This is a genomic window from Microbispora sp. ATCC PTA-5024 (genome assembly GCF_000511135.2).
Taxonomy (GTDB): domain Bacteria; phylum Actinomycetota; class Actinomycetes; order Streptosporangiales; family Streptosporangiaceae; genus Microbispora; species Microbispora corallina.
In genome coordinates this window covers 1,355,172-1,379,880 of sequence record NZ_KI866523.1, presented here as the reverse complement: position 1 = coordinate 1,379,880, position 24,709 = coordinate 1,355,172, and the positions used below count along the sequence as shown (strand labels likewise).

The 24,709-nt window shown below is 69.4% G+C and carries 24 protein-coding genes; 3 read left to right on the top strand and 21 right to left on the bottom strand.

Features of this window, described 5'->3' with window-relative positions; translation table 11 throughout:
* Positions 1 to 113: 113 nt before the first annotated feature.
* Together MPTA5024_RS18910 and MPTA5024_RS18905 are read right to left on the bottom strand one after the other, a co-directional pair.
* Positions 114 to 632 (bottom strand): type II toxin-antitoxin system RelE family toxin, encoded by a 519-nt coding sequence (locus MPTA5024_RS18910; RefSeq protein ID WP_036325335.1) that lies wholly within the window; start codon positions 630 to 632, stop codon positions 114 to 116.
* Positions 633 to 635: 3 nt separating this feature from the next.
* Positions 636 to 944, bottom strand: coding sequence for a type II toxin-antitoxin system prevent-host-death family antitoxin (locus MPTA5024_RS18905; RefSeq protein ID WP_036325334.1), 309 nt, complete (start codon positions 942 to 944; stop codon positions 636 to 638).
* A gap of 102 nt (positions 945 to 1,046) precedes the next feature.
* On the opposite strand from MPTA5024_RS18905, the gene MPTA5024_RS18900 reads away from it, so the two are divergent.
* Positions 1,047 to 1,403 (top strand): hypothetical protein, encoded by a 357-nt coding sequence (locus MPTA5024_RS18900; protein ID WP_051458336.1) that lies wholly within the window; start codon positions 1,047 to 1,049, stop codon positions 1,401 to 1,403.
* Between the two features lie 403 nt (positions 1,404 to 1,806).
* On the opposite strand, the gene MPTA5024_RS18895 is transcribed toward MPTA5024_RS18900, so the two are convergent.
* Positions 1,807 to 2,838, bottom strand: a complete 1,032-nt coding sequence (locus MPTA5024_RS18895; protein WP_036325333.1) for a hypothetical protein — start codon at positions 2,836 to 2,838, stop codon at positions 1,807 to 1,809.
* A 499-nt stretch (positions 2,839 to 3,337) separates the two neighbouring features.
* Entirely contained in the window at positions 3,338 to 4,000 is a 663-nt protein-coding gene (msrA, locus tag MPTA5024_RS18890) for a peptide-methionine (S)-S-oxide reductase MsrA (RefSeq protein ID WP_036325332.1), read from the bottom strand.
* Positions 4,001 to 4,133: 133 nt separating this feature from the next.
* On the opposite strand from msrA, the gene rarD reads away from it, so the two are divergent.
* Together rarD and MPTA5024_RS18880 are read left to right on the top strand one after the other, a co-directional pair.
* Positions 4,134 to 5,051: an EamA family transporter RarD gene (rarD, locus tag MPTA5024_RS18885; protein ID WP_051458335.1), complete on the top strand. Its 918-nt coding sequence runs from the start codon at positions 4,134 to 4,136 to the stop codon at positions 5,049 to 5,051.
* A gap of 93 nt (positions 5,052 to 5,144) precedes the next feature.
* Positions 5,145 to 5,981, top strand: a complete 837-nt coding sequence (locus tag MPTA5024_RS18880) for an LLM class flavin-dependent oxidoreductase (RefSeq protein ID WP_036325330.1) — start codon at positions 5,145 to 5,147, stop codon at positions 5,979 to 5,981.
* 27 nt (positions 5,982 to 6,008) lie between these two features.
* Here the strand turns inward: MPTA5024_RS18880 and MPTA5024_RS18875 are convergent, their stop codons facing one another.
* The 17 genes from MPTA5024_RS18875 to MPTA5024_RS18795 all read right to left on the bottom strand — a co-directional run bounded on the left by MPTA5024_RS18875 (position 6,009) and on the right by MPTA5024_RS18795 (position 24,537).
* Positions 6,009 to 7,004, bottom strand: a complete 996-nt coding sequence (locus MPTA5024_RS18875; protein WP_036325329.1) for a polyprenyl synthetase family protein — start codon at positions 7,002 to 7,004, stop codon at positions 6,009 to 6,011.
* Between the two features lie 11 nt (positions 7,005 to 7,015).
* Positions 7,016 to 8,569, bottom strand: coding sequence for an NADH-quinone oxidoreductase subunit NuoN (gene nuoN, locus MPTA5024_RS18870; RefSeq protein WP_036325328.1), 1,554 nt, complete (start codon positions 8,567 to 8,569; stop codon positions 7,016 to 7,018).
* Positions 8,566 to 10,071 carry an NADH-quinone oxidoreductase subunit M gene (locus MPTA5024_RS18865; protein WP_036325327.1) on the bottom strand — a complete coding sequence of 502 codons (1,506 nt, stop codon included), beginning with the start codon at positions 10,069 to 10,071 and terminating at the stop codon, positions 8,566 to 8,568. Before MPTA5024_RS18865 ends, nuoN begins: the two co-directional genes overlap by 4 nt.
* A complete protein-coding gene (nuoL, locus tag MPTA5024_RS18860) occupies positions 10,071 to 11,912 on the bottom strand; it encodes an NADH-quinone oxidoreductase subunit L (RefSeq protein WP_036326761.1) in 1,842 nt (613 codons plus the stop codon). The genes MPTA5024_RS18865 and nuoL overlap by 1 nt, the downstream gene beginning before the upstream one ends.
* A 66-nt stretch (positions 11,913 to 11,978) precedes the next feature.
* Positions 11,979 to 12,275, bottom strand: a complete 297-nt coding sequence (gene nuoK / locus MPTA5024_RS18855) for an NADH-quinone oxidoreductase subunit NuoK (RefSeq protein ID WP_036325326.1) — start codon at positions 12,273 to 12,275, stop codon at positions 11,979 to 11,981.
* Positions 12,272 to 13,201 (bottom strand): NADH-quinone oxidoreductase subunit J, encoded by a 930-nt coding sequence (locus MPTA5024_RS18850; protein ID WP_036325325.1) that lies wholly within the window; start codon positions 13,199 to 13,201, stop codon positions 12,272 to 12,274. Before MPTA5024_RS18850 ends, nuoK begins: the two co-directional genes overlap by 4 nt.
* Positions 13,194 to 13,709 (bottom strand): NADH-quinone oxidoreductase subunit NuoI, encoded by a 516-nt coding sequence (gene nuoI / locus MPTA5024_RS18845; protein ID WP_036325324.1) that lies wholly within the window; start codon positions 13,707 to 13,709, stop codon positions 13,194 to 13,196. Before nuoI ends, MPTA5024_RS18850 begins: the two co-directional genes overlap by 8 nt.
* Positions 13,696 to 15,054 carry an NADH-quinone oxidoreductase subunit NuoH gene (nuoH, locus tag MPTA5024_RS18840; RefSeq protein ID WP_036325323.1) on the bottom strand — a complete coding sequence of 453 codons (1,359 nt, stop codon included), beginning with the start codon at positions 15,052 to 15,054 and terminating at the stop codon, positions 13,696 to 13,698. Before nuoH ends, nuoI begins: the two co-directional genes overlap by 14 nt.
* The gene (locus MPTA5024_RS18835; RefSeq protein ID WP_036325322.1) at positions 15,051 to 17,447 is read right to left on the bottom strand and encodes an NADH-quinone oxidoreductase subunit G; all 2,397 of its coding nucleotides are present in this window, start codon (positions 17,445 to 17,447) and stop codon (positions 15,051 to 15,053) included. The genes nuoH and MPTA5024_RS18835 overlap by 4 nt, the downstream gene beginning before the upstream one ends.
* Positions 17,444 to 18,730 carry an NADH-quinone oxidoreductase subunit NuoF gene (gene nuoF / locus MPTA5024_RS18830; protein ID WP_036325321.1) on the bottom strand — a complete coding sequence of 429 codons (1,287 nt, stop codon included), beginning with the start codon at positions 18,728 to 18,730 and terminating at the stop codon, positions 17,444 to 17,446. The genes MPTA5024_RS18835 and nuoF overlap by 4 nt, the downstream gene beginning before the upstream one ends.
* Positions 18,727 to 19,410, bottom strand: coding sequence for an NADH-quinone oxidoreductase subunit NuoE (gene nuoE, locus MPTA5024_RS18825; RefSeq protein WP_036325320.1), 684 nt, complete (start codon positions 19,408 to 19,410; stop codon positions 18,727 to 18,729). Before nuoE ends, nuoF begins: the two co-directional genes overlap by 4 nt.
* On the bottom strand, positions 19,407 to 20,723 hold the full coding sequence (locus MPTA5024_RS18820) for an NADH-quinone oxidoreductase subunit D (protein WP_036325319.1): 1,317 nt from the start codon (positions 20,721 to 20,723) through the stop codon (positions 19,407 to 19,409). Before MPTA5024_RS18820 ends, nuoE begins: the two co-directional genes overlap by 4 nt.
* Positions 20,720 to 21,385 carry an NADH-quinone oxidoreductase subunit C gene (locus MPTA5024_RS18815; protein WP_036325318.1) on the bottom strand — a complete coding sequence of 222 codons (666 nt, stop codon included), beginning with the start codon at positions 21,383 to 21,385 and terminating at the stop codon, positions 20,720 to 20,722. Before MPTA5024_RS18815 ends, MPTA5024_RS18820 begins: the two co-directional genes overlap by 4 nt.
* Positions 21,382 to 21,933: a NuoB/complex I 20 kDa subunit family protein gene (locus MPTA5024_RS18810; protein WP_036325317.1), complete on the bottom strand. Its 552-nt coding sequence runs from the start codon at positions 21,931 to 21,933 to the stop codon at positions 21,382 to 21,384. Before MPTA5024_RS18810 ends, MPTA5024_RS18815 begins: the two co-directional genes overlap by 4 nt.
* A 2-nt stretch (positions 21,934 to 21,935) precedes the next feature.
* Entirely contained in the window at positions 21,936 to 22,295 is a 360-nt protein-coding gene (locus MPTA5024_RS18805; RefSeq protein ID WP_036325316.1) for an NADH-quinone oxidoreductase subunit A, read from the bottom strand.
* Between the two features lie 100 nt (positions 22,296 to 22,395).
* A complete protein-coding gene (locus MPTA5024_RS18800; protein WP_036325315.1) occupies positions 22,396 to 23,637 on the bottom strand; it encodes a geranylgeranyl reductase family protein in 1,242 nt (413 codons plus the stop codon).
* Positions 23,638 to 23,799: 162 nt separating this feature from the next.
* Positions 23,800 to 24,537 (bottom strand): demethylmenaquinone methyltransferase, encoded by a 738-nt coding sequence (locus tag MPTA5024_RS18795; protein WP_036325314.1) that lies wholly within the window; start codon positions 24,535 to 24,537, stop codon positions 23,800 to 23,802.
* Positions 24,538 to 24,709 lie beyond the last annotated feature (172 nt).

The following is a 24,709-nucleotide window of genomic DNA, read 5'->3' as shown; positions in this document are numbered from 1 at the left end:
CCCTAGATGGGGCACCTAGCTTGAAGCTGGTACCGCCGGGCCTGCAGTGGCCGTTCGGGTTACGGAACAGGTACTGCTGGTGGTAGCGGTTCTCTTTGGGCAATAATTCGCGACTAGCGTGGCTTGGACCGGAAGTCAGCCCAAAGGTCGACCGCCTGCTGCAAGTCGAGAGCGGCGACGTCCTCGCGAGACATACCGACCGTGTAGATCAAACGGTCCGCGAGCCAGTCCGGCACCGGTTCCCTGGGAGGCGGGTACTCGACGCGAATGTCATCGGCCAGCGCGCCCAGGCGATCGATGATCTGGCCAAGCTGCACTACTTCCGGACGCCCAGTGCCAGCGGCACGAACCCTGGCTGTGGCCTCGGCGTAGACCTCACCATCGGCTCTCTCGCCGACAGCCCATACTTCACAGATCTCGATCGACTTCTCGTCTGTGATTCGATAGACGACCCGCCAGGTGTTACGCCCGACCACAAGCTTGCGAAAGCCGGTCAGCTCTCCGCCCAGCGGATAGCCCGCCTCGGGATTGTCGAGCAGGAGAAGGATCTTCTTGAGCACCTTGGGCGCGGCGTCCGGACCGATTCGCCGCAGGTCATCGACCGCCGGGGCCGTGAAGACGACGTCAGACACGGGCTACTCGTCGTCCGGCAGCGCGGCCAGCGACTCCCGCGTGTGCCCGAAAGCAGAGAGCACGTCGTCGAGCGGGACACGCTCCCCCGTGTCGGTGACCGAGCGTGCGAGCACGAGCGCCAAGTCCCGGAGATCGGCCGCGGCCTCTTCGAGGTCATTAAGGCGACGGATGCTCACCACCGCCGCCACCGGCTGATGGCGACGTGTCACCACCAGATCGGTCCCCTGCTCGGCGTCGGCCACCAGACGAGCGACCCCACGTTGGGCCGCCTCCGTGACGCTCAGCTCGGCGGCATCATGCAGCACCTTCATACCACTACTGTACAGACATCTGCACAGAACTGCACGGCCGAGATCGCTTCAGGCCCAAAGTCCGCTTGCGCGGAGGACACCGGAGCCACAGGATGGCTCTCCGTGAGTGAAGCGCAGAAGAAGGGCTGGTATGCGGTTCGTTGCATTTTTCGATGGGGCGCGCCATACGACACCTACGAAGAGAGAATCACCCTCTGGCGTGCCGGTTCCGCAGAGGACGCCATTCTGCTGGCCGAACGCGAGGCTGAGGAGTATGTCGATGGAAGCCTTTTCGAGTACCTGGGCTTAGCCCAGTCCTATCACCTCGGCGAGGAAACCCCGGCGCACGGGACCGAGGTCTTCTCGTTGCTCAGGGACAGCGACCTCGAGCCGGACGAATACCTTGACACCTTCTTCGACACGGGAAGCGAGCACCAGGGGAAAATTGGCGGCGGCACTACGGATGTAGCGGACGCTTGACCCGAAGCCAGGCCGAGGGCGGGTCCGCCGACTCGACCCTCGGCTGTCGCATATCAGACTCCACTCGAGGATAGATCCTGCTCCCCGCACGACAGTGGATTGGATGTCCAGGCCTGGTCGAGGACGATACCTCACGTACCCCCACCATGAGAAAGCCGGCGGAGCGGCAACAGCGTGATCCTTTGTGACACAGGACCGCTGGTCGCCACTTTAACAAGACCGACAAGGATTATGCCCGCGCGGCAGACCGGACTCCGCGCGTGCCGGAGGTGAGACCAGGCAGACACAGTGGACGCCATCGTGTGCTGGCATGTGGACAGGCTGACACGACGCCTTCGAGCTACAAGAACGCTTCCGTTGGTTGCCATCGCTTCTCACCTGGCGGCGCGCAGGCCGAAAGAACTCACTGCATGTTCTCCAGATGAGGGTGGTCGAACGACTCCGGACAGATGTAGATCTGCATGTTGTAGCCGCGGCCGATGGAGACCATCGGAGGGTCGGAAGGCCTGCGGAGGCCAACTGGTCCCGGCGGTACGCGGTCTTCGAGGGGAATCCAGCTTCCGCTCCCGCCGTCCCATTCACCGGAGCTGACGGTCAGTAGTGGCCGGCATTCGGTCTTGCAGGTGGCACACAGCATGGGGCACGGGTCGCAGAAGCTCCATGGCCCCCACCCACCGAGCTTCCATCCGGGGGCGACGGACAGCTCATACTGGTAGTAAGCGCCGCCACTCTCATCTTCATCCTCCGGGTGGCTTTTGGCCCATTCCGCGCGGCCCCAGGCAACGAGACGGCCCGCCAACTCTTCTGGCAACTCATGCGGAGCCGGATACTCGATGATGGACTCCGGGTGAAGGACGCAGGGTTCGGGGACATAGTTGCCGTAGGAATCGACATCGGCCGGCTCGGGCGGACTGACCAGAGGATCGACGACGCTCGCGGCGTCCCGCCACGCCAGGCGGGCCGCAGGCAGTCCGCTTTCGTGATCGAGGGGACACCACAACACCTGGAGCAGATCTGCCCCATCGGGGCCGGCCAGCCCTGGGATGTCGCGCAGATAGAGCTGCGCGACGGGCAACAGGGCATTCGGCTCGCCGTGCCAGGGGTGGCCTGCTTCCAATGTGTCCAATAGGGCCCGCTCCTCAGGGGAGAGAAGGTTTTCCTTAGGGCCACGGGGACGAAGCCATGCTGATTCCAGCAGGGCACGACTCCTACGCACGTCGTCCAGCGACACCGGCAGCTGCCAATCATCGTGCACTTCCGTGCACACCGGCCACTCCTCATCCGCCGGCCAGAGCAGCGGGCCACCAATGGAACTCTCGTAAGGCGTCGGTATGCCAGGGCGCGGATGCAGCCGGACCGCCTGCCTGGCCAGCGGAGCCAGCTCAGGGAATATGGAAGCGATGTCAACCTGACGCGGCGGCGTGGTCCGTACCATCAGAGCTCCTCTACAGTCACCTGCGCCCGTCGGCGGCATGGTTCAACCGGTGATCATTCTCTCAGGGGAGCTACCAGGACTCGGACCTGTGGCCTCTTCTTTTATCAGGCGACGGCGACAGATCTGAATCACACGCCCGGACCGTTAGTTCTCGGCGCGTTCGGGCTGTTCAGTCGACCTTCGCCGGCGTGACGGCCGCTCACGGCTGATTTGTCGGTACGGTCTGCCGCCATGTCCCACATGACCGGTCCCTTAGAACACCGTTCCAGTGGCTCAACATCTCTGAGCGGCGAGGGCGGCGGTGACGGCGGCGGCTACGTGGGCGTCTTCCAGGTCGGCCAGTGGTGTGTGGCCATGGAGCCTGGACGCTCCATGAGGTGGTTACCAAGCTGTCGGGGGCTGTGAGGTGCTGGCGGTGCTCGCCGAAAACGGCTCTGGCCCCCGATCGCCACCACGCGAGCTGGGCGATCAAGGGCCAGGATCAGTTACTTATCGCAGGTCAGGCTTCGCCGGTGGTCAGGCCGACGGGGCAGGAGACGCCGGTGCCGCCGATGCCGCAGTAGCCGTTCGGGTTACGGAACAGGTACTGCTGGTGGTAGTCCTCGGCGAAGTAGAACTCGCCGGCCGGGGCGATCTCGGTCGTGATCTCGCCGTACCCGGCCTTGGTCAGGACGTCCTGGTACGCCTCCTTGGAGGCGACGGCGGCCTTCTCCTGCTGGGGGCCGTGGGTGTAGATCGCCGAACGGTACTGGGTGCCGACGTCGTTGCCCTGGCGCATGCCCTGCGTGGGGTCGTGGGCTTCCCAGAAGACCTTGAGGAGCTCCTCGTACGACACCTGCGCCGGATCGAACACCACCCGGACGACCTCGGCGTGCCCGGTCATGCCGCTGCACACCTCCTCGTACGTCGGGTTGGCGGTGTACCCTCCGGCGTATCCGACGGCCGTGGTCACGACGCCCGGCGTCTGCCAAAACTTGCGCTCCGCGCCCCAGAAGCAGCCGAGCCCGAAGTCGGCGATCTCGGTGCCCTCCGGGTACGGCGGGGCCAGCGGCCCGCCGAGGACGAGGTGCCGCGTGGCTACCGGCATGACCTCCGACCGGCCCGGCAGCGCCTCCGAGGGGTCCACCATCGTCGTCTTGTCCCTGCCGAACAGCCAGCCCATCTCGAACCTCCCGCTTCGTCTGCCATCAGCAACCATCCGGCCGCCCACCTTGTTCCTCACGTAAGCGGTCCTTAATAACGGGGCAAGCAAAGCTTATTTGTATTAAAACCGCCAAGCGGCCAGGATGGGGAGCATGCCGGAAACGCGTCGAGGTGTCCTGTACGGGATCGCCGCCTACACCATGTGGGGCCTGTTCCCTCTCTACTGGCCACTGCTGAAGCCCTCCGGCGCCGTCGAGATCCTCGCCCACCGCATGGTCTGGTCGCTCGCCGTGGTCGTCGCCGTCCTGGCTGTACGGCGGCACTGGTCCTGGTTCCGGACGCTGACCCGCCGGCAGGTGCTGCTCCTCACGCTCGCCGCCGTGACGGTCTCGGTCAACTGGGGCACCTACATCTACGCCGTGAACACCGGCCACGTGGTGGAGAGCGCACTCGGCTACTTCATCAATCCCCTGGTCAGCGTTCTGTTCGGGGTGGTGGTGTTCCGGGAGCGGCTGCGGCCGTGGCAGTGGGCGGCCGTCGGCCTCGGCGCCGTGGCCGTGCTCATCCTCACCCTCGACTACGGCCGGCTGCCGTGGATCGCCCTGGTCCTCGCGGTCAGCTTCGGCACGTACGGCCTGCTGAAGAAGACGGCGCAGGTCGGCAGCGCGGAGAGCCTCACGATCGAGACGCTGGTCCTGCTGGTGCCGGCGCTCGCGTACCTCCTGGTGATCGAGGCGAACGGCACCGGCACGTTCGCCCACCACGGAGTCGGCCATGCGCTGCTGCTGGTGGCGTCGGGCCTGATCACGGCCGTGCCGTTGCTGTGCTTCACGGCGTCGGCCCTGCGCGTCCCGCTGACGATCATCGGCCTGCTCCAGTACATCGCCCCGACCCTGCAGTTCCTCTGCGGCATCCTGGTCGTCCACGAGACGATGCCCGCGAGCAGGTGGGCCGGGTTCGTGGTCGTCTGGGCGGCCCTCAGCCTCTTCACCTGGGACAGCCTCCGGGCCGCCCACGCCTCCCGCCGCGCCGCCGCCGCCGTCCCGAGCGAAGCGCTCGAGACCGTCTGAGACAGCTCCGGGGATGTCTACTCCCCCAGGAGTACGGCCTCCGCCGTCGCCGGACGGACGACTCCGCGTGGCCCGCCGCGCGACGATGCCGCTATGACGAAGGACTTCCGCTTCGGGATCGTGGCCGGGTTCGCCCCGGACGCCCGCGCCTGGGCCGGGATGGCCCGCCGCGCCGAGGACCTGGGCTACTCCACCCTGCTGACCCCGGACACGCTCGGCACGCTTCCGCCGCTGCTCGCGCTCACGGCCGCGGTCACGGCGACGACCAGGCTCGGGGTCGGCACGTTCGTGCTGGCCGCGCCGTACCGCAACCCCCGCCAGCTCGCCTGGGAGCTCGCCGGGCTCGACTTCCTGTCCGGCGGGCGGCTCGAGGTGGGCGTCGGCGCGGGCCGTCCGGCCGCCCGGGAGGACGCCGCCGCGCTCGGCGTGCCGTACGGGACGGCGGGCGAGCGCGTCGCGCAGGTCGAGGCCGTGATCGCCGAGACCAGGGCGGCGTTCGCCGGGTCAGGCGGGTTCGGCGGGGCCGTCCAGCGGACGGGCCCGAAGATCATGCTGGCGGGCGCCGGCGAGCGGATGATGGCGCTGGCCGCGAAGGAAGCCGACATCGTGACCCTGGCGGTCCTGCCGGCGAGCACGGACGACGACCTGCGGCGGCCCGTCTCCACCCTGCGCGACAGGGCGGGCGCGCGGTTCGACGACATCGAGCTCTCGATGAACCTCCTGCGGGTCGGCTCCCAGCCCCCGCCCTGGGTTCCGGCGGGATTCGAGGCCCCCGGCCCGGAGGCGGCGGCCGTGCTCGACGGCTCGCCGCGCGAGATGGCCGACGTCCTGCTGCGCCGCCGCGACGAGCTCGGCGTCTCCTACATCACGGTGAACGGCTTCTACGCCGAGGCCCTCGCCCCGGTAGTCGAGCTCCTCAGCGGCCGCTGACCCGCCGGCGGCGATCCACCCGGTCCGTCAGCCGGAGCGCTCGACCACGTAGTCGCAGAGGGCGATGAGGGCGGTGCGGGCCGGGATGTCGGGGAGGCCGGCGAGGGCGGCCTTGGCCCGGTCGGTCCAGCGCGTGAGCTCCTGGCGGGCGAGGACCATGGCGGGGTTGGACCGCAGCAGGGTCAGCGTCTCCTCCACGTCCTCCTCGGCCACCGGGCCGGCGAGCAGCTCGCGCAGCCGGGCGTCCGCGGGGTCGTCGGAGGCCAGGGCGTACAGGACGGGCAGGGTGCGCACGCCCTCCCGCAGGTCGGTCCCGGGGGTCTTGCCGGACTCCACCGGCTGGGCGGCCACGTCGATGAGGTCGTCGCCGAGCTGCCACGCGACGCCGATGGCCTCGTACGCGTCGGTCAGCCGCTCGGTGACGGTAGGCGGGGCGCCCGCCAGCATGGCGCCGAACCGGCCGGACGTGGCGATCAGGGAGCCCGTCTTGTCGGCCAGCACGTCGATGTAGTGGGCGATGGCGTCGGCGCCCGCCTCGGGGCCGACGGTCTCGCGGATCTGGCCGCGCACCAGGCGGGAGAACGTCCGGGCCTGCACGCGGATCATCTCGCTGCCGAGGTCCGCGAGGATCTCCGACGCCTGCGCGAACAGGTAGTCGCCCGTGAGGATGGCCACGGTGTTGTCCCACCGGGCGTTGGCGGACTGGGAGCCCCGGCGGACCGGGGCCTCGTCCATCACGTCGTCGTGGTAGAGCGTCGCCAGGTGGGTGAGCTCGATCACGACGGCCCCGGGCACGATGCCCGGGGCGTCGGGGTTGCCGAACTGGGCGGCCAGCAGGACCAGCATCGCGCGGAAGCGCTTGCCGCCCGCCTCGATGAGGTGCCGGGACGTCTGGGTGACGAAGGCGTCCTCGCTCTCCACCGAGGAGCGGAGCAGCTTCTCGACCGACGCCAGGCCGTTCGCCAGGTCCTCGGCCAGCCGCTCGTCGACGAGGGGAATGTCCACAACGGGCGGCGCGGCCATACGGAAGACTCCTATCGGACGAACAACGAGTGGGCAGCCGAGTGGGCCAGGTCGAGCATGGGCTGCGGGTAGACCCCGAGGACTACCGTAGCCAATGCCGCAAAGCCGACGACAGCCCAGGTGGCCCGAGCGGTCAGCACCACGGTGGGCCCGTCCGCGGCCGGGTCGCTGAAGAACATCAGCACGATGACCCGGACGTAGAAGAACGCGGCGACGGCCGAGGCCACCACACCGACGATGACCAGCGGCAGGGCGCCTCCGGTGACCGCGGCCTGGAACACCGCGTACTTCCCGAAGAAGCCGCTCGTGAGCGGGATCCCGGCGAACGCCAGCAGGAAGAAGGCGAACACGCCGGCCAGCAGCGGCGACCGCTTGCCGAGCCCGGCCCAGCGGGACAGGTGCCACGCCTCGCCGCCCGCGTCGCGCACCATCGTCACCACCGCGAACGCGCCGACCGTCGTGACGCCGTACGCCACGAGGTAGAACAGGATGCCCGACAGGGCGGACGTGTTCTGCGCGGCGGAGGTGCCGGTGGCGATCACGCCGACGAGCAGGAAGCCGCCGTGCGCGATCGACGAGTACGCGAGCATGCGCTTGATGTCGGTCTGGGTGATCGCGAGGACCGCGCCGACGACCATCGTGAGGATGGCCACGGCGTACAGGACCGGCCGCCAGTTCCAGTCGAGCCCGCCGAGGCCGACCCAGAACACCCGCAGCAGCGCGCCGAAGGCGGCGACCAGCGTGCCGGACGCCATGAGCGCGGTGATCGGGGTGGGCGAGCCTTGGTAGACGTCCGGCTTCCAGGCCTGGAACGGCGCGGCGCCGATCTTGAACAGCAGGCCGACGCCGAGCATGGCCGCGCCGATGTACAGCAGCGTGTCCTGGCCGCCGACGGCGCCCAGGGCCTTGTTGATCTGGGCGAGGTCGATCGACCCGGCATAGCCGTACAGCAGGGCCGTGCCGTACAGGAAGAAGGCGGACGAGAACGCGCCGAGCAGGAAGTACTTGACCGCGGCCTCCTGCGACAGGAGGCGGCGGCGCCGGGCGAGACCGCACAGCAGGTACAGCGGCAGCGACATGACCTCCAGGGCCACGAACGCCACCAGCAGGTCGTTGGACGCCGGGAACAGCAGCATGCCGCCGACCGCGAACAGCACGAGCGGGTAGATCTCGGTGTGCGCGGCGCCCTCGTAGAGGGCCTGCTCCTCCTCGGCGGAGCCGGGAACGGCCGCCGCGGCGGCGACGAAGTGGTCCTCGTCGTTGATCAGCATGACGCTGATGAACGCGAGCACGAGGATCGCGCCCCAGATGAACAGCGCCGGACCGTCCACCGCGACGGCCCCCATGGCGGCCGGCTTGGTGGGCACGCCCTTGACCGCCTGCCATACGGTCAGCGCGAACGCGCCGGCCAGAGAGAGCAGCGTGAGCGGCAGGTGGATCGCCGAGCGCAGGTAGCGCGGGGCGAACGCCTCCACGAGCACGCCGGCGATGGCCGCGCCGAAGACCACGAGCATCGGCGCGAGCAGGGCGTACTCGATGGTGGGCGCTTGGATGGTGCCGTTCACTGGCCCTCCTTGGCAACGGGTACGGCAGCCCCCGGGTCCGTCACGGACACGCTGGACAGGGTGTCCTTCACGGCGGGATGGATGACGTCGAGGAGCGGCTTGGGATAGAAGCCGAAGACGAGCAGCAGCGCGATGAGGGGGGCGACCACCCACTTCTCCCGCGCGTTGAGGTCGGGCAGGCTCTTGACCGACTCGGCGGTGGGCCCGTTCATCGTCCGCTGGTACATCCACAGGATGTAGATCGCGGCGAGGATGACGCCGGTGGCCGCGATCACCGACGGCACGACGTACCGCTGGTAGGTCCCGGTCAGCACCATGAACTCGCTGACGAACGTGCTGAGGCCGGGCAGCGAGAGGCTCGACAGGCCCGCCACCAGGAACGTCCCGGCGAGGATCGGGGCGACCTTCTGCACGCCGCCGTAGTCCGAGATGAACTGCGAGCCGCGGCGGTGGATCAGGAAGCCCGCGATGAGGAACAGCGCGCCGGTCGAGAAGCCGTGGTTGACCATGTAGAGCGTCGCGCCGGCGCCGGCGTTCGTCGTCATCGCGAACACGCCCATCGCGATGAAGCCGAAGTGCGACACCGACGTGTAGGCGATGAGCCGCTTCATGTCGGTCTGCCCGATGGCCACGATCGCCCCGTACACGATGCCGATCACCGACAGCGTGATCACGAGAGGCGTGAAGAACTTCGCCGCGTCGGGGAACAGCTCCAGGCAGAACCGCAGCATGCCGTACGTGCCGACCTTGTCGAGCACGCCGACCAGCAGCACCGCCGCGCCGGCCGGGGCCTGGGCGGCGGCGTCGGGCAGCCAGGTGTGGAACGGCCAGAGCGGCGCCTTGATCGCGAAGGCGATGAAGAAGCCGAGGAACAGCCACTTCTGCGTCGTCACGTCCTGCACGGTCCCGACGAGGTCGGAGAACATGAACGTGCCCTTGCCGGCGATCGAGTACAGCGCGATCACCGCGACCAGCATCAGGAGCCCGCCGAACAGCGAGTACAGCAGGAACTTCACGGCCGCGTACGACCGCTGGGCCCCGCCGTACGACCCGATCATGAAGTACATCGGGATCAGCATGGCTTCGAAGAAGACGTAGAAGAGGAAGACGTCGGTCGCCGCGAAGACGCCGATCATCATGGCCTCGAGCACGAGCAGCAGCGAGAAGTACGTGCGGACCGACCGCTTGCCCTTCTCGGCGTCGTGCCACGAGGCCAGCACGACGATCGGCACGAGGATCACCGACAGCAGGATCAGCACCAGCGCGATGCCGTCCACGGCCACGCCGTAGTGCACGCCGAACGCGGGAATCCAGTCGTAGGTCTCGGCGAACTGGAACTTGTCGCCGTTCGGGCTGAACTGGACCGCCATGGCGACGGTCAGGGCCAGCACGATGAGCGACACCACGAGCGTGAACTGCTTGGCGAGCTTGTCGTTGCGGACGAGGGTCACGCCCAGCGCGCCGAGTACGGACACGCCCATCAGGGTTGAAAGCCAGGGCATCACAGGTTCCCTACGACGAGCCAGGCGCCGGCCAGGAGGGCGGCACCGACGAATATCGACAGCGCGTACGAGCGGACGAACCCGGTCTGGATCCTGCGCAGGCGTCCGGACGAGCCGCCGATGCCGGCGGCCAGGCCGTTGACGAGGCCGTCGACGCCGCGGTTGTCGAAGAACACCGCGAGCCGGGTCAGCCACTGGCCGGGCCGCATGAACAGGGCCTCGTTCAGGGCGTCGCCGTACAGGTCGCGCCGGGCGAACGTGGTGAGGAAGGAGCCGCGCGGGGCGACCGCGGGCACCTCGGCCGCGCCGTACCGGAACCAGGCGAAGGCCGCGCCGGCCGCCACCAGGGCGAGCGTGACGAGACCGGTGAGCGAGAACGGGTTGAAGGTGGGCAGTTCCTCCGGCGCCCCGACGGCGGGGGCGAGGAAGGTCATGAACCTGTTGCCCACGATCAGGAACGCGCCCAGGCCGATCGCGCCGAGCGACAGGATGATCAGCGGCCACGTCATGACGGCCGGCGACTCGTGCGGGTGGGCCGTGGCCTCCCAGCGCTTGGCGCCGAAGAACGTCATGAACACCAGCCGGGACATGTAGAAGCCGGTGACGCCCGCGCCGATCACGGCCAGCCAGCCGAGGACGGCGTTGTGCTCCATCGCGGTCTCGATGATGCCGTCCTTGGTGAAGTAGCCGGACAGCAGCGGGAACCCGATGATCGCCAGGTAGCCGATCAGGAAGGTCACGAAGGTGATCGGCATGACCTTCCGCAGGCCGCCGTACTTCCGCATGTCCACCTCGTCGTTCATGCCGTGCATGACCGATCCGGCGCCGAGGAAGAGGTCGGCCTTGAAGAAGCCGTGCGTGATCAGGTGCGCGATCGCGAAGGCGTACCCGGCCGGGCCGATGCCGGCCGCCAGCACCATGTAGCCGATCTGCGACATCGTCGAGCCGGCGAGGGCCTTCTTGATGTCGTCCTTCGCGGTACCGATGATCGCACCGGCGAGCAGCGTGGCGACGCCGACGATCGTCACGACCAGTTGCGCGGTCTCGGCGCCCTGGAAGACGGCGCCGGACCGGACGATGAGGTAGACGCCCGCGGTGACCATGGTCGCGGCGTGGATGAGGGCCGAGACCGGGGTCGGGCCCTCCATCGCGTCCAGGAGCCAGGACTGCAGCGGCAGCTGGGCGGACTTTCCGCAGGCGCCGACGAGCAGCAGCAGGCCGATCGCGGTCAGCGTGCCCTGCGAGGCGCCGTGCGCCGCCGGGAACACCTGGGCGAAGGCCAGCGAGTGGAACGTCGCGAAGATCGTGAAGATGCCGATCAGCAGGCCGAAGTCGCCGACCCGGTTGACGATGAACGCCTTCTTGGCCGCGGTCGCCGCCGAGGGCTTGTGCTGCCAGAACCCGATCAGGAGGTAGGAGGCGAGGCCCACGCCCTCCCAGCCGACGAACAGCGCCACGTAGTTGTCGGCGAGCACCAGCAGGAGCATCGCCGCGACGAACAGGTTCAGGTAGGCGAAGAACCGCCGCCTGTTCGGGTCGTGCGCCATGTAGCCGATCGAGTAGACGTGGATCAGCGACCCGACGAAGGTGATCAGCAGGCAGAACGAGATCGACAGCGGGTCGACCAGCAGCCCCACCTTGGCCATGCCCGGGATGAAGTCGTACAGCGGGATGAGCCGGCGCCGCTCGCCCGGCTGGAAGCCCAGGAGCTGGACGAAGGCGAGGGCGGCCACGACGAAGGACGCGACCGCCATGACGACGCCCACCAGGTGGCCGAACCTGTCGGTCCTCCTCCCGCCCAGCAGGAGGATCGCCGCCCCCACCAGGGGGAGGGCGATCATCAGCCAGGCGACCCCGATCGCGCCACCGGAGTGCTGGATGAACTCAGCGGGTTCCACGGCCACCTCTTAGTACTTCAGCAGGCTGGCGTCGTCGACCGACGCGGACCTGCGGGTTCGGAAGATCGTCACGATGATGGCCAGGCCGATGACCACCTCGGCGGCGGCCACGATCATCACGAAGAACGCGATGACCTGGCCGTCGAGGTTGCCGTTCTGCCGGGCGAAGGTGACGAACGCCAGGTTGCAGGCGTTGAGCATGAGCTCCACGCACATGAACACCACGATGGCGTTGCGCCGTACGAGCACGCCGACGCCGCCGATCGCGAAGAGCAGCGCGGAGAGCACCAGATAGTGAGTGGTCACTTGCCGTCCTCCTCGCTGCGCGGGCGGGGGGCGATCCGGCCGGCCGTGACCGCCTCGTCGGGCTGGTCGTGCGGGGCGGCCTCGTCGTCCTCGTCCTCGATCAGGGGCTCGGTGTCCGGGCCGCTCCTGGCGTCCTCGGCCAGGGTGGGCGTGGAGTGCCCGTTGGACCGCCGTTCGAGGTCGTCCTGCTCCAGGACGCGGGCGATCTCCGGGGGCAGCGTGCCCTCCTCGGCCTCGTGCCGGGCGATGTACCGGTTGACCGACAGCGGCGAGACGCCGCCGTCGGGCAGCAGCGCCGGCATGTCGATGGCGTTGTGCCGGGCGTAGGTGCCGGGGCCGGGCAGCGGCGCCGGGTTCTTGCCGGTACGGCCGAAGGCGACGAAGCGCTGCCGGGACAGGTCCCGCTGGGTGGCCTTGGGAGCCGTGCGCTCCCGGTGCGCCAGCACCATCGCGCCGAGCGCCGCCGTGATCAGCAGCGCCGAGGTCACCTCGAAGGCGAACACGTGCCGCGTGAAGATCAGCTGCGCCAGCGACGGCACGTTGCCGCCCTGGGTGGCGGCCGTCAGGCCCTTGGGCGCGGCGACGAAGGCGTTGCCGATCCCGAACGCGAGCAGCGCGGCGAAGGCGAGCCCGGCCACGATGGCCCAGAAGCGCTGACCCCTGATCGTCTCCACGAGGGAGTCGGAGGAGTCGACGCCCACGAGCATGAGCACGAACAGGAACAGCATCATCACGGCGCCGGTGTAGACGATGATCTGCACGGCGGCGAGGAACGGCGCGTCCTGCACCGCGTACAGCACCGCCAGCGAGAGCATGACCACGCCCAGCATGAGGGCCGAGTAGACGGCCCTGCGGCTGAAGACGAGTCCGAGTGCCGCGACCACGGAGACGACCGCGAGCACCCAGAACGTGATGGACTCACCCATTGTTTCGACCCAACCGGTAGTAGTCCTCTTCGGTCTCGCCGAGACGCATCGGGTGAGGCGGCTGCTCCATGCCGGGGCCGAGCGGCGCGAGGAGCATCTCCTTGGTGTAGATCAGCGCCTCGCGGCTCGAGTCCGCCAGTTCGTACTCGTTGGTCATCGTGAGCGCCCGGGTGGGGCACGCCTCGATGCACAGCCCGCACATGATGCAGCGCAGGTAGTTGATCTGGTAGACCCTGCCGTACCGCTCGCCCGGGGAGTACCGCTCGGTCTCGCTGTTGTCCCCGCCCTCGACGTAGATCGCGTCCGCCGGGCAGGCCCAGGCGCACAGCTCGCACCCGACGCACTTCTCCAGCCCGTCGGGCCACCGGTTCAGCTGGTGCCGCCCGTGGAACCGCGGCGCCGTGGGCCGCTTCTCCTCCGGGTAGTTCACCGTCACCGGCTTCTTGAACATGTGGTGGAAGGTGACGCCGAATCCCTTGATCGGGTTCAGCCAATCAGTTGCTCCCACTGGTCACCTCCTTGGCGTCGGGGTGAAGGCGCGCCGCCGGCACGACCCCGTGGTAGTGCGGGAGGTCGAGCGGCGGGACGGGGAACCCGCCCGCCACCGGCTCCTCGCGCAGCTGCTCGAACTCTTCCTCGATCTGGGCGGCCTTGGCCTCCCTGCGGCGCTGGTTGACCGTGTCGAACCGCAGCCAGATCGCGAAACCGCCGATGATGACCACCGCGCCGATCGTCAGGATGACGGCCCGGTCGACCTCCGGCATGCGCATGGCCTTGAAGGTGGCCGCCAGGAGGATCCAGCCCAGGTTGAGCGGGATCAGCACCTTCCAGCCGAAGGCCATCAGCTGGTCGTACCGGACGCGCGGCAGCGAGGCCCGCACCCAGACGAAGAACCCGAAGGCGATCACCATCTTGGCGAAGAACCACAGCAGCGGCCACCAGCCGGAGTTCGCCCCCGCCCACAGGGAGATCGGCCACGGCGCCCGCCACCCGCCGAAGAACAGCGTGATCGCCATCGCCGAGACCGTGAACACGTTCACGTACTCGGCGAGCATGAACATCGCGAACTTGAGCGAGGAGGAGTACTCGGTGTGGAAGCCGCCGACCAGCTCGCCCTCACCCTCGGGGAGGTCGAACGGCACGCGGTTCGTCTCGCCCAGCATCGTGATCGCGTAGATCAGGAACGACGGGATCAGCGAGAACACGTACCAGGACGGGGTCGGGATGTGCAGCCCGAGCACGTCCCAGGTGCCGCCGCCCGCCTGCTTGGCCACGATCTCCGAGGTGGACAGCGTGCCCGCCTGCAGGAAGACCGCCACGAACGACAGGCCCATCGCGATCTCGTACGACACGACTTGGGCGCTGGACCGCAGGCCGCCCAGGATCGCGTACGGCGAGCGGGAGCCCCACCCGGCGAGCACGACGCCGTACACGCCGATCGAGGCGGTGGCGAGCACCAGCAGGACCGCGACCGGCAGGTCGGTGAGCTGCAGCGGCGTCCGGTGGCCGAACATCCAGACCATCGGCCCGAACGGCACGACCGAGAAGGCCAGGAAGGCCGGGACGGCGATGATCACCGGGGCCAGGAAGTAGATGACCTTGTCCACCGTCCGGGGCATGAGGTCTTCCTTGAGGCCCATCTTCAGGCCGTCGGCCACCGACTGCAGCAGGCCGAACTTGCCGGCCCGGTTGGGGCCGTACCGGTGCTGCATGCGCGAGATGAGCTTGCGCTCGGTCCACACGCCGAACAGCACGCCCAGCATGAGGAACACGAAGATCGCGACGGCCTTGATAATGGAGATCCACAGGGGATCGTGGCCGAAGTCGCTCAGCGTGGGTCCGGGGTTGTTCACGAGACGCTCCCGATGGTTACGACGTCGCCCGCCGCGGCGCGCAGGTCGCGGGTGACGGACAGGCCGGCGGAGTTCGACGGCAGCCACACGACGCGGTCGGGCAGGTCGGCGACGCGCACCGGCACGACCGTGCCGTCACCGATGGTGATCTTCCCGCCGTCGGCCGCGCCGATCTCGGCGGCCGTGGCCGGGGAGATCAGCGCCTCGGCCGGCCGGGCCGTGCCCGCCAGGTACGGCTCGCCGTCCAGCATCCGGCCGTCGTCGATGAGCAGGTGCCAGGTGGCCAGCACGGCCTCGCCCGCGCGCGGCTCCCGGGTGACCGGGGCCGCGGCGACCGGGGCCAGTGTCCGCCCGCCCCGCCAGGCGCCGATGGCGGCCAGCTCGCGACGGGCGGCGGCGGAGTCCGGCAGTCCCAGGTGGACGTCCATGTGGTCGGCGATCGAGTCGACGGCCCGCAGGTCGCTCATGACGCCGGAGACCGGGGTAGCGGCGTCGAACGAGCGGCCCCGGCCCTCCCAGTCGACGAACGTCCCGGACTTCTCGGCCACGACGGCGACCGGCAGGACCACGTCGGCGCGGTCGGTCACCGCGCTCGCCCGCGTCTCCAGGCTGACGATGAACGGGGTGTTCTCCAGCGCCGCGAGCGCGCGGGCCGGGTCCGGCAGGTCGTACGGGTCGACGCCCGCGACGACCAGCGCGTCGAGCTCCTCGTTCAGCGCGGCCTCGATGATGCCCGCGGTGTCGCGGCCGGGGGCGGCGGGCAGCGAGGCGACGCCCCACACCCTGGCCACCTCGGCCCGCGCGGCCTCGTCCTCGACCGGGCGGCCGATCGGCAGCAGGCCCGGCAGGGCGCCGGCCTCCAGCGCGCCGCGCTCGCCCGCACGCCGCGGCACCCAGGCGAGCCGCGCCCCGGTGGCCTGCGAGAGCCGCACCAGCGCCGACAGAGCGCCGGGGGCGGTGGCGAGCCGCTCACCGGCGAGGATGACCGCCCCGGCGGGCAGCAGGTCGCCGGTGACCAGGTCGCCGAGCGCCTCGGCCTCGGCGCCGGGGAGGGTGCGGATGAGCGTCCCGTTCATCTTGACCAGGCCCGGCGTCGCGAACGGCGCGATCGAGTAGACCTTCAGGCCCCTCTTCCGCGCGGCCTTGCGCAGCCGCAGGAAGACGATCGGCGACTCCTCCTCGGGCTCGAAGCCGGCGAGCAGGACGGCCGGAGCCGTCTCCAGGTCGGTGTAGGAGACCTCGATGCCCCTGCCCGCGATCGCGTGGGCAAGGAAGCGGGCCTCCTCCTCGGAGTGGGCGCGAGCCCGGAAGTCGATGTCGTTGGTGCCGAGGGCCACCCGCGCGAACTTGCTGTAGGCGTAGGCGTCCTCGACGGTGAGCCGGCCGCCGACCAGCACGCCGGCCCTGCCGCGGGCCCGGGCGAGGCCCTGGGCCGCCACCGCGAGCGCCTCCGGCCAGGACGCCGGGACGAGCCGGCCCTCCTCGTCGCGGACCAGCGGCGACCGCAGGCGGTCGGGCTGAGTCGCGTACGTGAAGGCCCAGCGGCCCTTGTCGCAGTTCCACTCCTCGTTGACCTGGGGGTCGTCCCCGGCCAGCCGGCGGGTCACGGTGCCCCGGCGGTGGTCGGTGCGCAGGGCGCAGCCCGAGGCGCAGTGCTCGCACGCGCTCGGCGTGGAGACCAGGTCGAACGGGCGGGAGCGGAAGCGGTAGGCCGCGCCGGTCAGCGCGCCCACCGGGCAGATCTGGATGGTGTTGCCCGAGAAGTAGGACTGGAACGGCTCGCCGTCGGCGACGCCCACCTGCTCCTTGGCCCCCCGCTCGAAGAAGTCGATGAGGGGGTCGCCGGCGATCTGGTCGGAGAAGCGGATGCACCGGGCGCACTGCACGCAGCGCTCCCGGTCGAGCAGCACCTCGGTCGACAGCGGGATCGGCTTCTCGAACGTCCGCTTGTGCTCCTCGAACCGGCTCTCGCCCTGGCCGTTCGACATGGCCTGGTTCTGCAGGGGGCATTCGCCGCCCTTGTCGCAGACCGGGCAGTCGAGCGGGTGGTTCAGCAGCAGCATCTCCATGACGCCGCGCTGGGCCTTCTCGGCGACCGGCGAGGTGAGCTGGGTCTTCACGACCATGCCCTCGGCGACCTCGATGGCGCAGGACGGCTGCGGCTTGGGGAAGCCCCGGCCGTTGCCCGCGTCGGTGATGTCCACCAGGCACTGGCGGCAGTTGGCCGCGGGCGCGAGCAGCGGGTGGTCGCAGAAGCGGGGGACCTGGATCCCCAGCAGCTCGGCCGCCCGGATGATCAGCGTGCCCTTGGGGACGCTGATCTGGAAGCCGTCGATGGTCAGGGTGACCATGTCCACGACCGGCTGCTCCGGCTGCGTCGTCTGAACTGTCACTTGGACCCCCACACCGTGGAAGCGGCGCGATCGAACGGGCAGCCGCCGATCTCGAAGTGCTTGAGGTACTCGTCGCGGAAGTACTTCACCGACGAGTGGATCGGGCTCGTCGCGCCGTCGCCGAGGGCGCAGAACGAGCGGCCCAGGATGTTGTCCGCGATGTCGGTGATGGTGGCCAGGTCGTCCTCGGTCCCCTGGCCCTTCTCCAGCCGCTTGAGCACCTGCTTGAGCCAGTAGGTGCCCTCCCGGCAGGGGGTGCACTTGCCGCAGGACTCGTGGGCGTAGAACTCGGTCCACCGCAGGACGGCCCGGACCACGCAGGTCGTCTCGTCGAAGATCTGCAGGGCGCGGGTGCCGAGCATCGAGCCCTTCGCCCCGACCGACTCGAAGTCGAGCGGCACGTCCAGGTGCTCGGCCGTGAAGATCGGCGTCGAGGAGCCGCCCGGCGTCCAGAACTTCAGCTCGTGGCCCTCGCGGATGCCGCCCGCCATGTCGAGGAGCTCGCGCAGCGTGATGCCGAGCGGCGCCTCGTACTGGCCGGGGCGGGTGACGTGGCCCGACAGCGAGAAGATTCCGAAGCCCTTCGACTTCTCGGTGCCCATCCCGGCGAACCAGTCGGCGCCGTTGGCCACGATGCTCGGAACACTGGCTACCGACTCGACGTTGTTGACGACGGTGGGGCTCGCATAGAGGCCCGCGACGGCGGGGAAGGGGGGCTTAAGGCGAGGTTGACCTCTGTAGCCCTCCAGCGAGTCGAGCAGCGCCGTCTCCTCGCCGCAGATGTAGGCGCCGGCGCCGCTGTGGACGACGAGCTCAAGGTCGTAGCCCGAGCCGAAGATGTTCGCGCCCAGGTACCCCTTCTCGTACGCCTCACGGACGGCCGCCTGCACCCGGCGGATGACGTGGAGGACCTCGCCGCGGACGTAGATGAAGGCGTAGTTCGCCCGGATGGCGTAGGACGTGATGATCACGCCCTCCACCAGCGAGTGCGGGTTGGCCATCATGAGCGGGATGTCCTTGCAGGTCCCCGGCTCGGACTCGTCGGCGTTGACCACGAGGTAGTGGGCCTTGCCGTCGTTCTGCGGGATGAAGCCCCACTTCATGCCGGTGGGGAAGCCCGCGCCGCCGCGGCCGCGCAGGCCCGAGTCCTTGACCATCTGGATGATGGCGTCCGGGTCCATGGCCAGGGCCCTCTTGGCCGCCTCGTACTCGCCGTACCCGTCGAGGGTGAACGAGTCGGGCAGGTCCCAGTTCCCGGTGAGGACCGGTGTCAGCGTCGTCACTTCTCGCTCCCCCGCTCCTGGGCGCCCGGCTTCGGGGCCTCCCAGCCGTTGGCCTTGGCCAGCCGCAGCCCCTCCAGCGACGGGCCGGCGGCCGACGGACCCTCGCCGGCCAGCCCGTCGGGGAACCCGGCGAGCACGCGCGAGGCCTCCCTGAACGTGCACAGCCTGGACGGCCCGCGCGTCGGCGCGACCTCCTTGCCCGCGCGCAGGTCGTCGACGAGCTGCCTGGCCGAGTCCGGCGTCTGGTTGTCGAAGAACTCCCAGTTGACCATCATCACGGGCGCGAAGTCGCAGGCGGCGTTGCACTCCAGCCGCTCCAGCGTGATCTTCCCGTCGGAGGTCGTCTCGTCGTGACCGACGCCGACGTGCTCGCTGAGCTCCTCCCAGATCTGGTCGCCGCCCATCACGGCGCACAGCGCGTTGATGCAGACGCCGACGTTGTACTCGCCGGCCGGCTTGCGCTTGTACATCGTGTAGAAGGTGGCCACGCCCACGACCTCGGCCTTCGACAGGCCCAGCATCTCCGCGCAGAACTCCTGGCCGTCGTCGGAGACGTAGCCGTCCTCCGACTGGACCAGGTGCAGCAGCGGCAGCAGCGCCGAGCGCGGCCGGGGGTAGCGGCCGATGATCTCCTTGGCGTCCGTCTCCAGACGCGCGCGGACCTCGGGTGCGTAGGTCACCGGTCCACACCTCCCATGACGGGGTCGATCGAGGCGACCGCCGAGATGACGTCGGCGATCATGCCGCCCTCGCACGTCGCGGGCAGCGCCTGCAGGTTAGTGAAGGACGGGTCGCGGAAGTGCACGCGGTACGGCCGGGTCCCGCCGTCGCTGACGACGTGGGCGCCGAGCTCGCCGCGCGGCGACTCCACCGAGGCGTACGCCTGCCCGGCGGGCACCCGGAAGCCCTCGGTCACCAGCTTGAAGTGGTGGATCAGGGCCTCCATCGAGCTGCCCATGATGTGGGCGATGTGGTCGGGCGAGTTGCCGAGGCCGTCGGGGCCGAGCGCGAGCTGCGCGGGCCAGCCGATCTTCTTGTCCTCGATCATCACCGGGCCGCCCTTCAGCGGACCGGAGAGCCGGTCGAGCGCCTGCTCGATGATCTTGAGGGACTCCTCCATCTCGGCCACCCGGACCAGGTAGCGGCCGTACACATCGCAGGTGTTCTCCGTGGGCACGTCGAACTCGTAGGTCTCGTAGCCCAGGTACGGCTGCGACTTGCGCAGGTCCCACGGCAGGCCGGCGGCCCGCAGCATCGGCCCGGTGATCCCGAGCGCCATGCAGCCGGTCAGGTCGAGGTAGGCCACGTCCTTGGTCCGGCGGGTGTAGACCGGGTTGGCGTCGAGGAGCTTGCGCATCTCCTTGATCCGGCCCGGCATGATCTTGAGGAACTCGCCGATCTTGTCGACCGCGCCGGCCGGCAGGTCGACGCTCACGCCGCCCGGCCGGACGTACGCCATGTTCATCCGGAGGCCGGTGATGTACTCGAACAGGTCGAGCACCAGCTCCCGCTCACGGAAGCCGAACAGCATCGGGGTCGTCGCGCCCAGCTCCAGGCCGTACGTCGCGATGGCGACCAGGTGCGAGGAGATCCGGTTGAGCTCCATCATCATGACCCGGATGGCCTGCGCCCGCTCCGGCACGCGGTCGGTGATGCCGAGGAGCCTCTCGACCGCCATGCAGTACGCGGTCTCGTTGAAGATCGGCGCGAGGTAGTCCATGCGGGTGACGAACGTGACCCCCTGGGTCCACGTCCGGAACTCCATGTTCTTCTCGATGCCGGTGTGGAGGTAGCCGATCACCGTGCGGGCCTCGGTCACCGTCTCGCCGTCGAGCGTCAGCACCAGGCGGAGCACGCCGTGCGTCGACGGGTGCTGCGGGCCCATGTTGATGACCAGCCGCTCCTCGGCGGAGTCGGTGACGTTCTGGACCAGCTCGTCCCAGTCCTGGCCCGCGACGTCGTAGATCCGGCCCTCGGTCTCCGTAGTACTCACGCGTACGACCTCCTGTTGTCCGGCGCGGGGACCTCGGCGCCGCGGTACTCGACCGGGATGCCGCCGAGGGGGTAGTCCTTGCGCTGGGGGTGCCCCTCCCAGTCGTCGGGCATCTCGATCCGGGTCAGCGCCGGGTGCCCGTCGAAGACGATTCCGAAGAAGTCGTACGTCTCGCGCTCATGCCAGTCGTGCGTCGGGTAGACCGAGACTGTGGAGGGAATGTGCGGATCGGCGTCGGGGCAGGCGGCCTCGACGCGCACCCGGCGGTTGTGCGTGATCGAGCACAGGTGGTAGACCGCGTGCAGCTCCGAGCCGGTCTCGTCCGGGTAGTGGACGCCCGAGACGCCGAGCGACAGCTCGAACCGCAGCGCCGGGTCGTCCCGCAGGTGGCGCAGCACCTCGGCGAGGCGCTCGCGCGACACGTGGAACGTCACCTCGCCGTGGTCCACCACGACCCGCTCGATCGCGTCGCCCACGGCCGGCTCCAGCGCGTCCGCCACCTCGTCGAAGTACGACCCGTACGGCCGGACGCTCGACGGCTTCGGAGGACGGCGCACGACCAGGCGTCCGTAGCCGGAGGTGTCCCCGGTGTCCTTGACGCCGAACATGCCCGTGCGGGCGACCGGCTCCTCCGGCAGCCCGGGCAGATTCTCCGTGCTCACTTCCCGGCCCCCTGGTCGATCAGCGGCAGCGTGCGCAGCGCCTGGAGTTCGAGCTCCTCGATCTGCCGCTCGCGGTGCGCGCCGAACTTCATGTTCTGGATCTTGTCGTGCAGCTTGACGATGGCGTCGATCAGCATCTCCGGGCGCGGCGGGCAGCCGGGCAGGTAGATGTCGACGGGCACCACGTGGTCCACGCCCTGCACGATGGCGTAGTTGTTGAACATGCCGCCACTGGACGCGCAGACGCCCATCGCGATGACCCACTTGGGCTCGGCCATCTGGTCGTAGATCTGCCGCAGCACCGGCGCCATCTTCTGCGACAGCCGGCCGGCCACGATCATCAGGTCCGCCTGGCGGGGAGAGGCCGAGGCGCGCTCCATGCCGAACCGGGCGAGGTCGTGCTTGGGGCCGCCGGTCGCCATCAGCTCGATCGCGCAGCAGGCGAGACCGAAGGTCGCCGGCCAGACGGAGTTCTTCCGGGCCCAGCCCGCCACCTGCTCGACGGTGGTGAGGACGAACCCGCTCGGGAGTTTCTCTTCAAGACCCATGGCTAATCCCAATCGAGGCCGCGACGGCGCCAGACGTAGGCGTACGCCACGAGGACGGTGACGATGAACAGCACCATCTCGACCAGCCCGAACACGCCGAGTTTGTCGAAGGCCACCGCCCACGGATAGAGGAAGATGATCTCGATGTCGAACACGATGAACAGCATCGCGGTGATCATGTACTTCAGCGGGAAGCGGCCGCCGCCGACCGGCTGCGGAGTCGGCTCGATGCCGCACTCGTAGGCGTCCAGCTTGGCGCGGTTCCAGCGCTTCGGCCCGGTGAAGGGCGCGATGCCCACGGAGAACACGGCGAACCCCGCCGCGAGGACCGCGAGCACCAGAATCGGCACATACAGCTCCATGGCTACATGTCCTCGCTTACTCGGTGAAATTGGTCGATCACGAGAGCGCCGGGCTGATCGGCCGTCTCGGCGACCGGCGGCAGTGTGCGGTACATCTCGGTCATGAAGGCGGAGCCACCTTGGACAGGGCGTTGATTATGCGGTCCGAGGCATCGCCTCGCCGGTCTGTGAGATTAGCGAGAAGTTTCAGGGCGAATCTCATCAGGGTGGGGTGGGGCAGCCCGTGCCGCGTGGCGAACTTCATCACCCCGGGCTTCCCGATCGCCTCCACGAAGAGCCGCCCGAGGGTGAAGTAACCGCCGTAGGCGTCTTTCAGAATACGCGGGTACGCGAGTAACACCCGCTCACGCTGGGCGGGGGTGGGCCGCGACAGGGCCTGCACGGCGACCTCGGCGGCGATGCGGCCGGTCTCCATGGCGTACGCGATGCCCTCGCCGTTGAACGGGTTGATCGAGCCGCCCGCGTCGCCGACGAGCATGACCCCGCGGGTGTAGTGCGGCTGCCGGTTGAACCCCATCGGCAGCGCGGCGCCCCTGATCGGGCCCGTCATGTTCTCGTCGGTGAAGCCCCACTCGGCGGGCATGTTCTTGACCCAGCGCCTGAGCAGGTCGCGGTAGTCGATGTTCTTGAACGCGTCGCTGGTGTTCAGCAGGCCGAGGCCGACGTTGGAGGTGCCGTCGCCGACGCCGAAGATCCAGCCGTAGCCGGGCAGCAGCCGGTCCTCGTCCCACAGCTCGAGCCACGACTCCAGGTAGTCGTCGTCGTGCCGCGGGCTGGTGTAGTAGGTCCGCACGGCGACACCCATCGGGCGGTCCTCGCGCTTGTGCAGCCCGAGCGCGATGGACAGGCGCGTGGAGTTGCCGTCGGCCGCGATCACCAGGCGCGCCCGGTAGGCGACCTCCTCGCCGTCCGCCTTGGCGGTGACGCCGACGACGTGGCCGCTGCGCTCGTCGAGCAGGGGGCCCGTGACGTTCACGCCCTCCCGGAGGCGGACGCCGCCGCGCTGCTCCGCGTGCCGGGCGAGGATCTGGTCGAAGTCGGCGCGGGTGCGGACGAGCCCGAAGTCGGGGTAGCTGTGCAGCTCCGGCCAGTCGAGCTCCAGGCGGAGGCCGCCGCCGACGACCCGCAGCCCCTTGTTGCGGATCCAGCCGGGCGCGTCGATGTCGACGCCCATCGCGACGAGCTCCTTGACGGCCCGCGGCGTGAGGCCGTCGCCGCACACCTTCTCCCGCGGGAAGCGCGTCTTCTCCAGGAGCAGCACGTCGAGGCCGGACCGGGCGAGGTAGAAGGCGGCCGTCGACCCCGCGGGGCCCGCGCCGACGACGATGACGTCGGCGTCCACCGCTGTCCGCGCTACGCGGGGTTGCTCGCTCACGGGGGACCTGTCCTGTCCAACAAGGAAGGCCTCGAATGGTTTGGGACCTTCGTGCCTTTGTGAACCACTTCACAAACTGTCGCGCCGCAGTCTAACCCCTATCCGCCGCACAGCGTCAGAGGGGTGCGGTTAACCACGGACGGCATCGGGCTTCACGGCCCGATGCAGGGCGACGACGCCGAGGGTGAGATTGCGCCAGGCCACCTTCTCCCACCCCGACCGCTGAATCGTCCGGGCGAGGGCCGGCTGGTCCGGCCAGGCGCGGATCGACTCGGCCAGATACTCGTACGAGTCCGGATTGGAGCTGACCATCCGGGCGACCGGCGGCAGCAGTTTCATCAGGTACTGCGAATAGACGACGTCGAACGAGCGCGGCGTGGGCCGGGAGAACTCGCAGATCACCAGCCGGCCGCCCGGCCGCGTCACGCGGAGCATCTCGCGCAGCGCCTGCTCCGTGTCGGCCACGTTGCGCAGCCCGAAGGAGATGGTGACCGCGTCGAAGGTGTCGTCGCGGAACGGCAGGCGCAGCGCGTCGCCCGCGACGAACGTCACACCCCGCACGCCGCCGCCGTACAGGCCCGAGCCGCCGCGCCGCTCGACGCCGGTGCGCAACATGCCGAGCGAGAAGTCGCAGGCGACGGCGCGCGCGCCGAGCATCGTGAAGGCGTCCGTCGAGGTGCCGGTGCCGGCGGCGAGGTCGAGGACCAGCTCGCCCGGGCCGGCGTCGATCGCCTCGGCCGTGGCCTTGCGCCACAGCCGGTCCTGCCCGAGCGACAGGACGTCGTTGACCAGGTCGTAGCGCCGGGCCGTGCGATCGAACATCGCGGCGACCTCGTGCGGCTGCTTGTCCAGCGATGCGCGCGTCATGCACGCAAGCCTAGGCGGCGGCGGGGCCGGTGCCCCACCACCGTGCCTTGATGAGCGCAACGTAGTTCAGCGATTACGCTGAGTCTGCTAGAACTTGGGGAATGCTCGCAAGAACACACAGGTCACGCCCGTCACCCGCCGGGCGGCGCCAGCGCCGCCCGGGCTCCGGCGC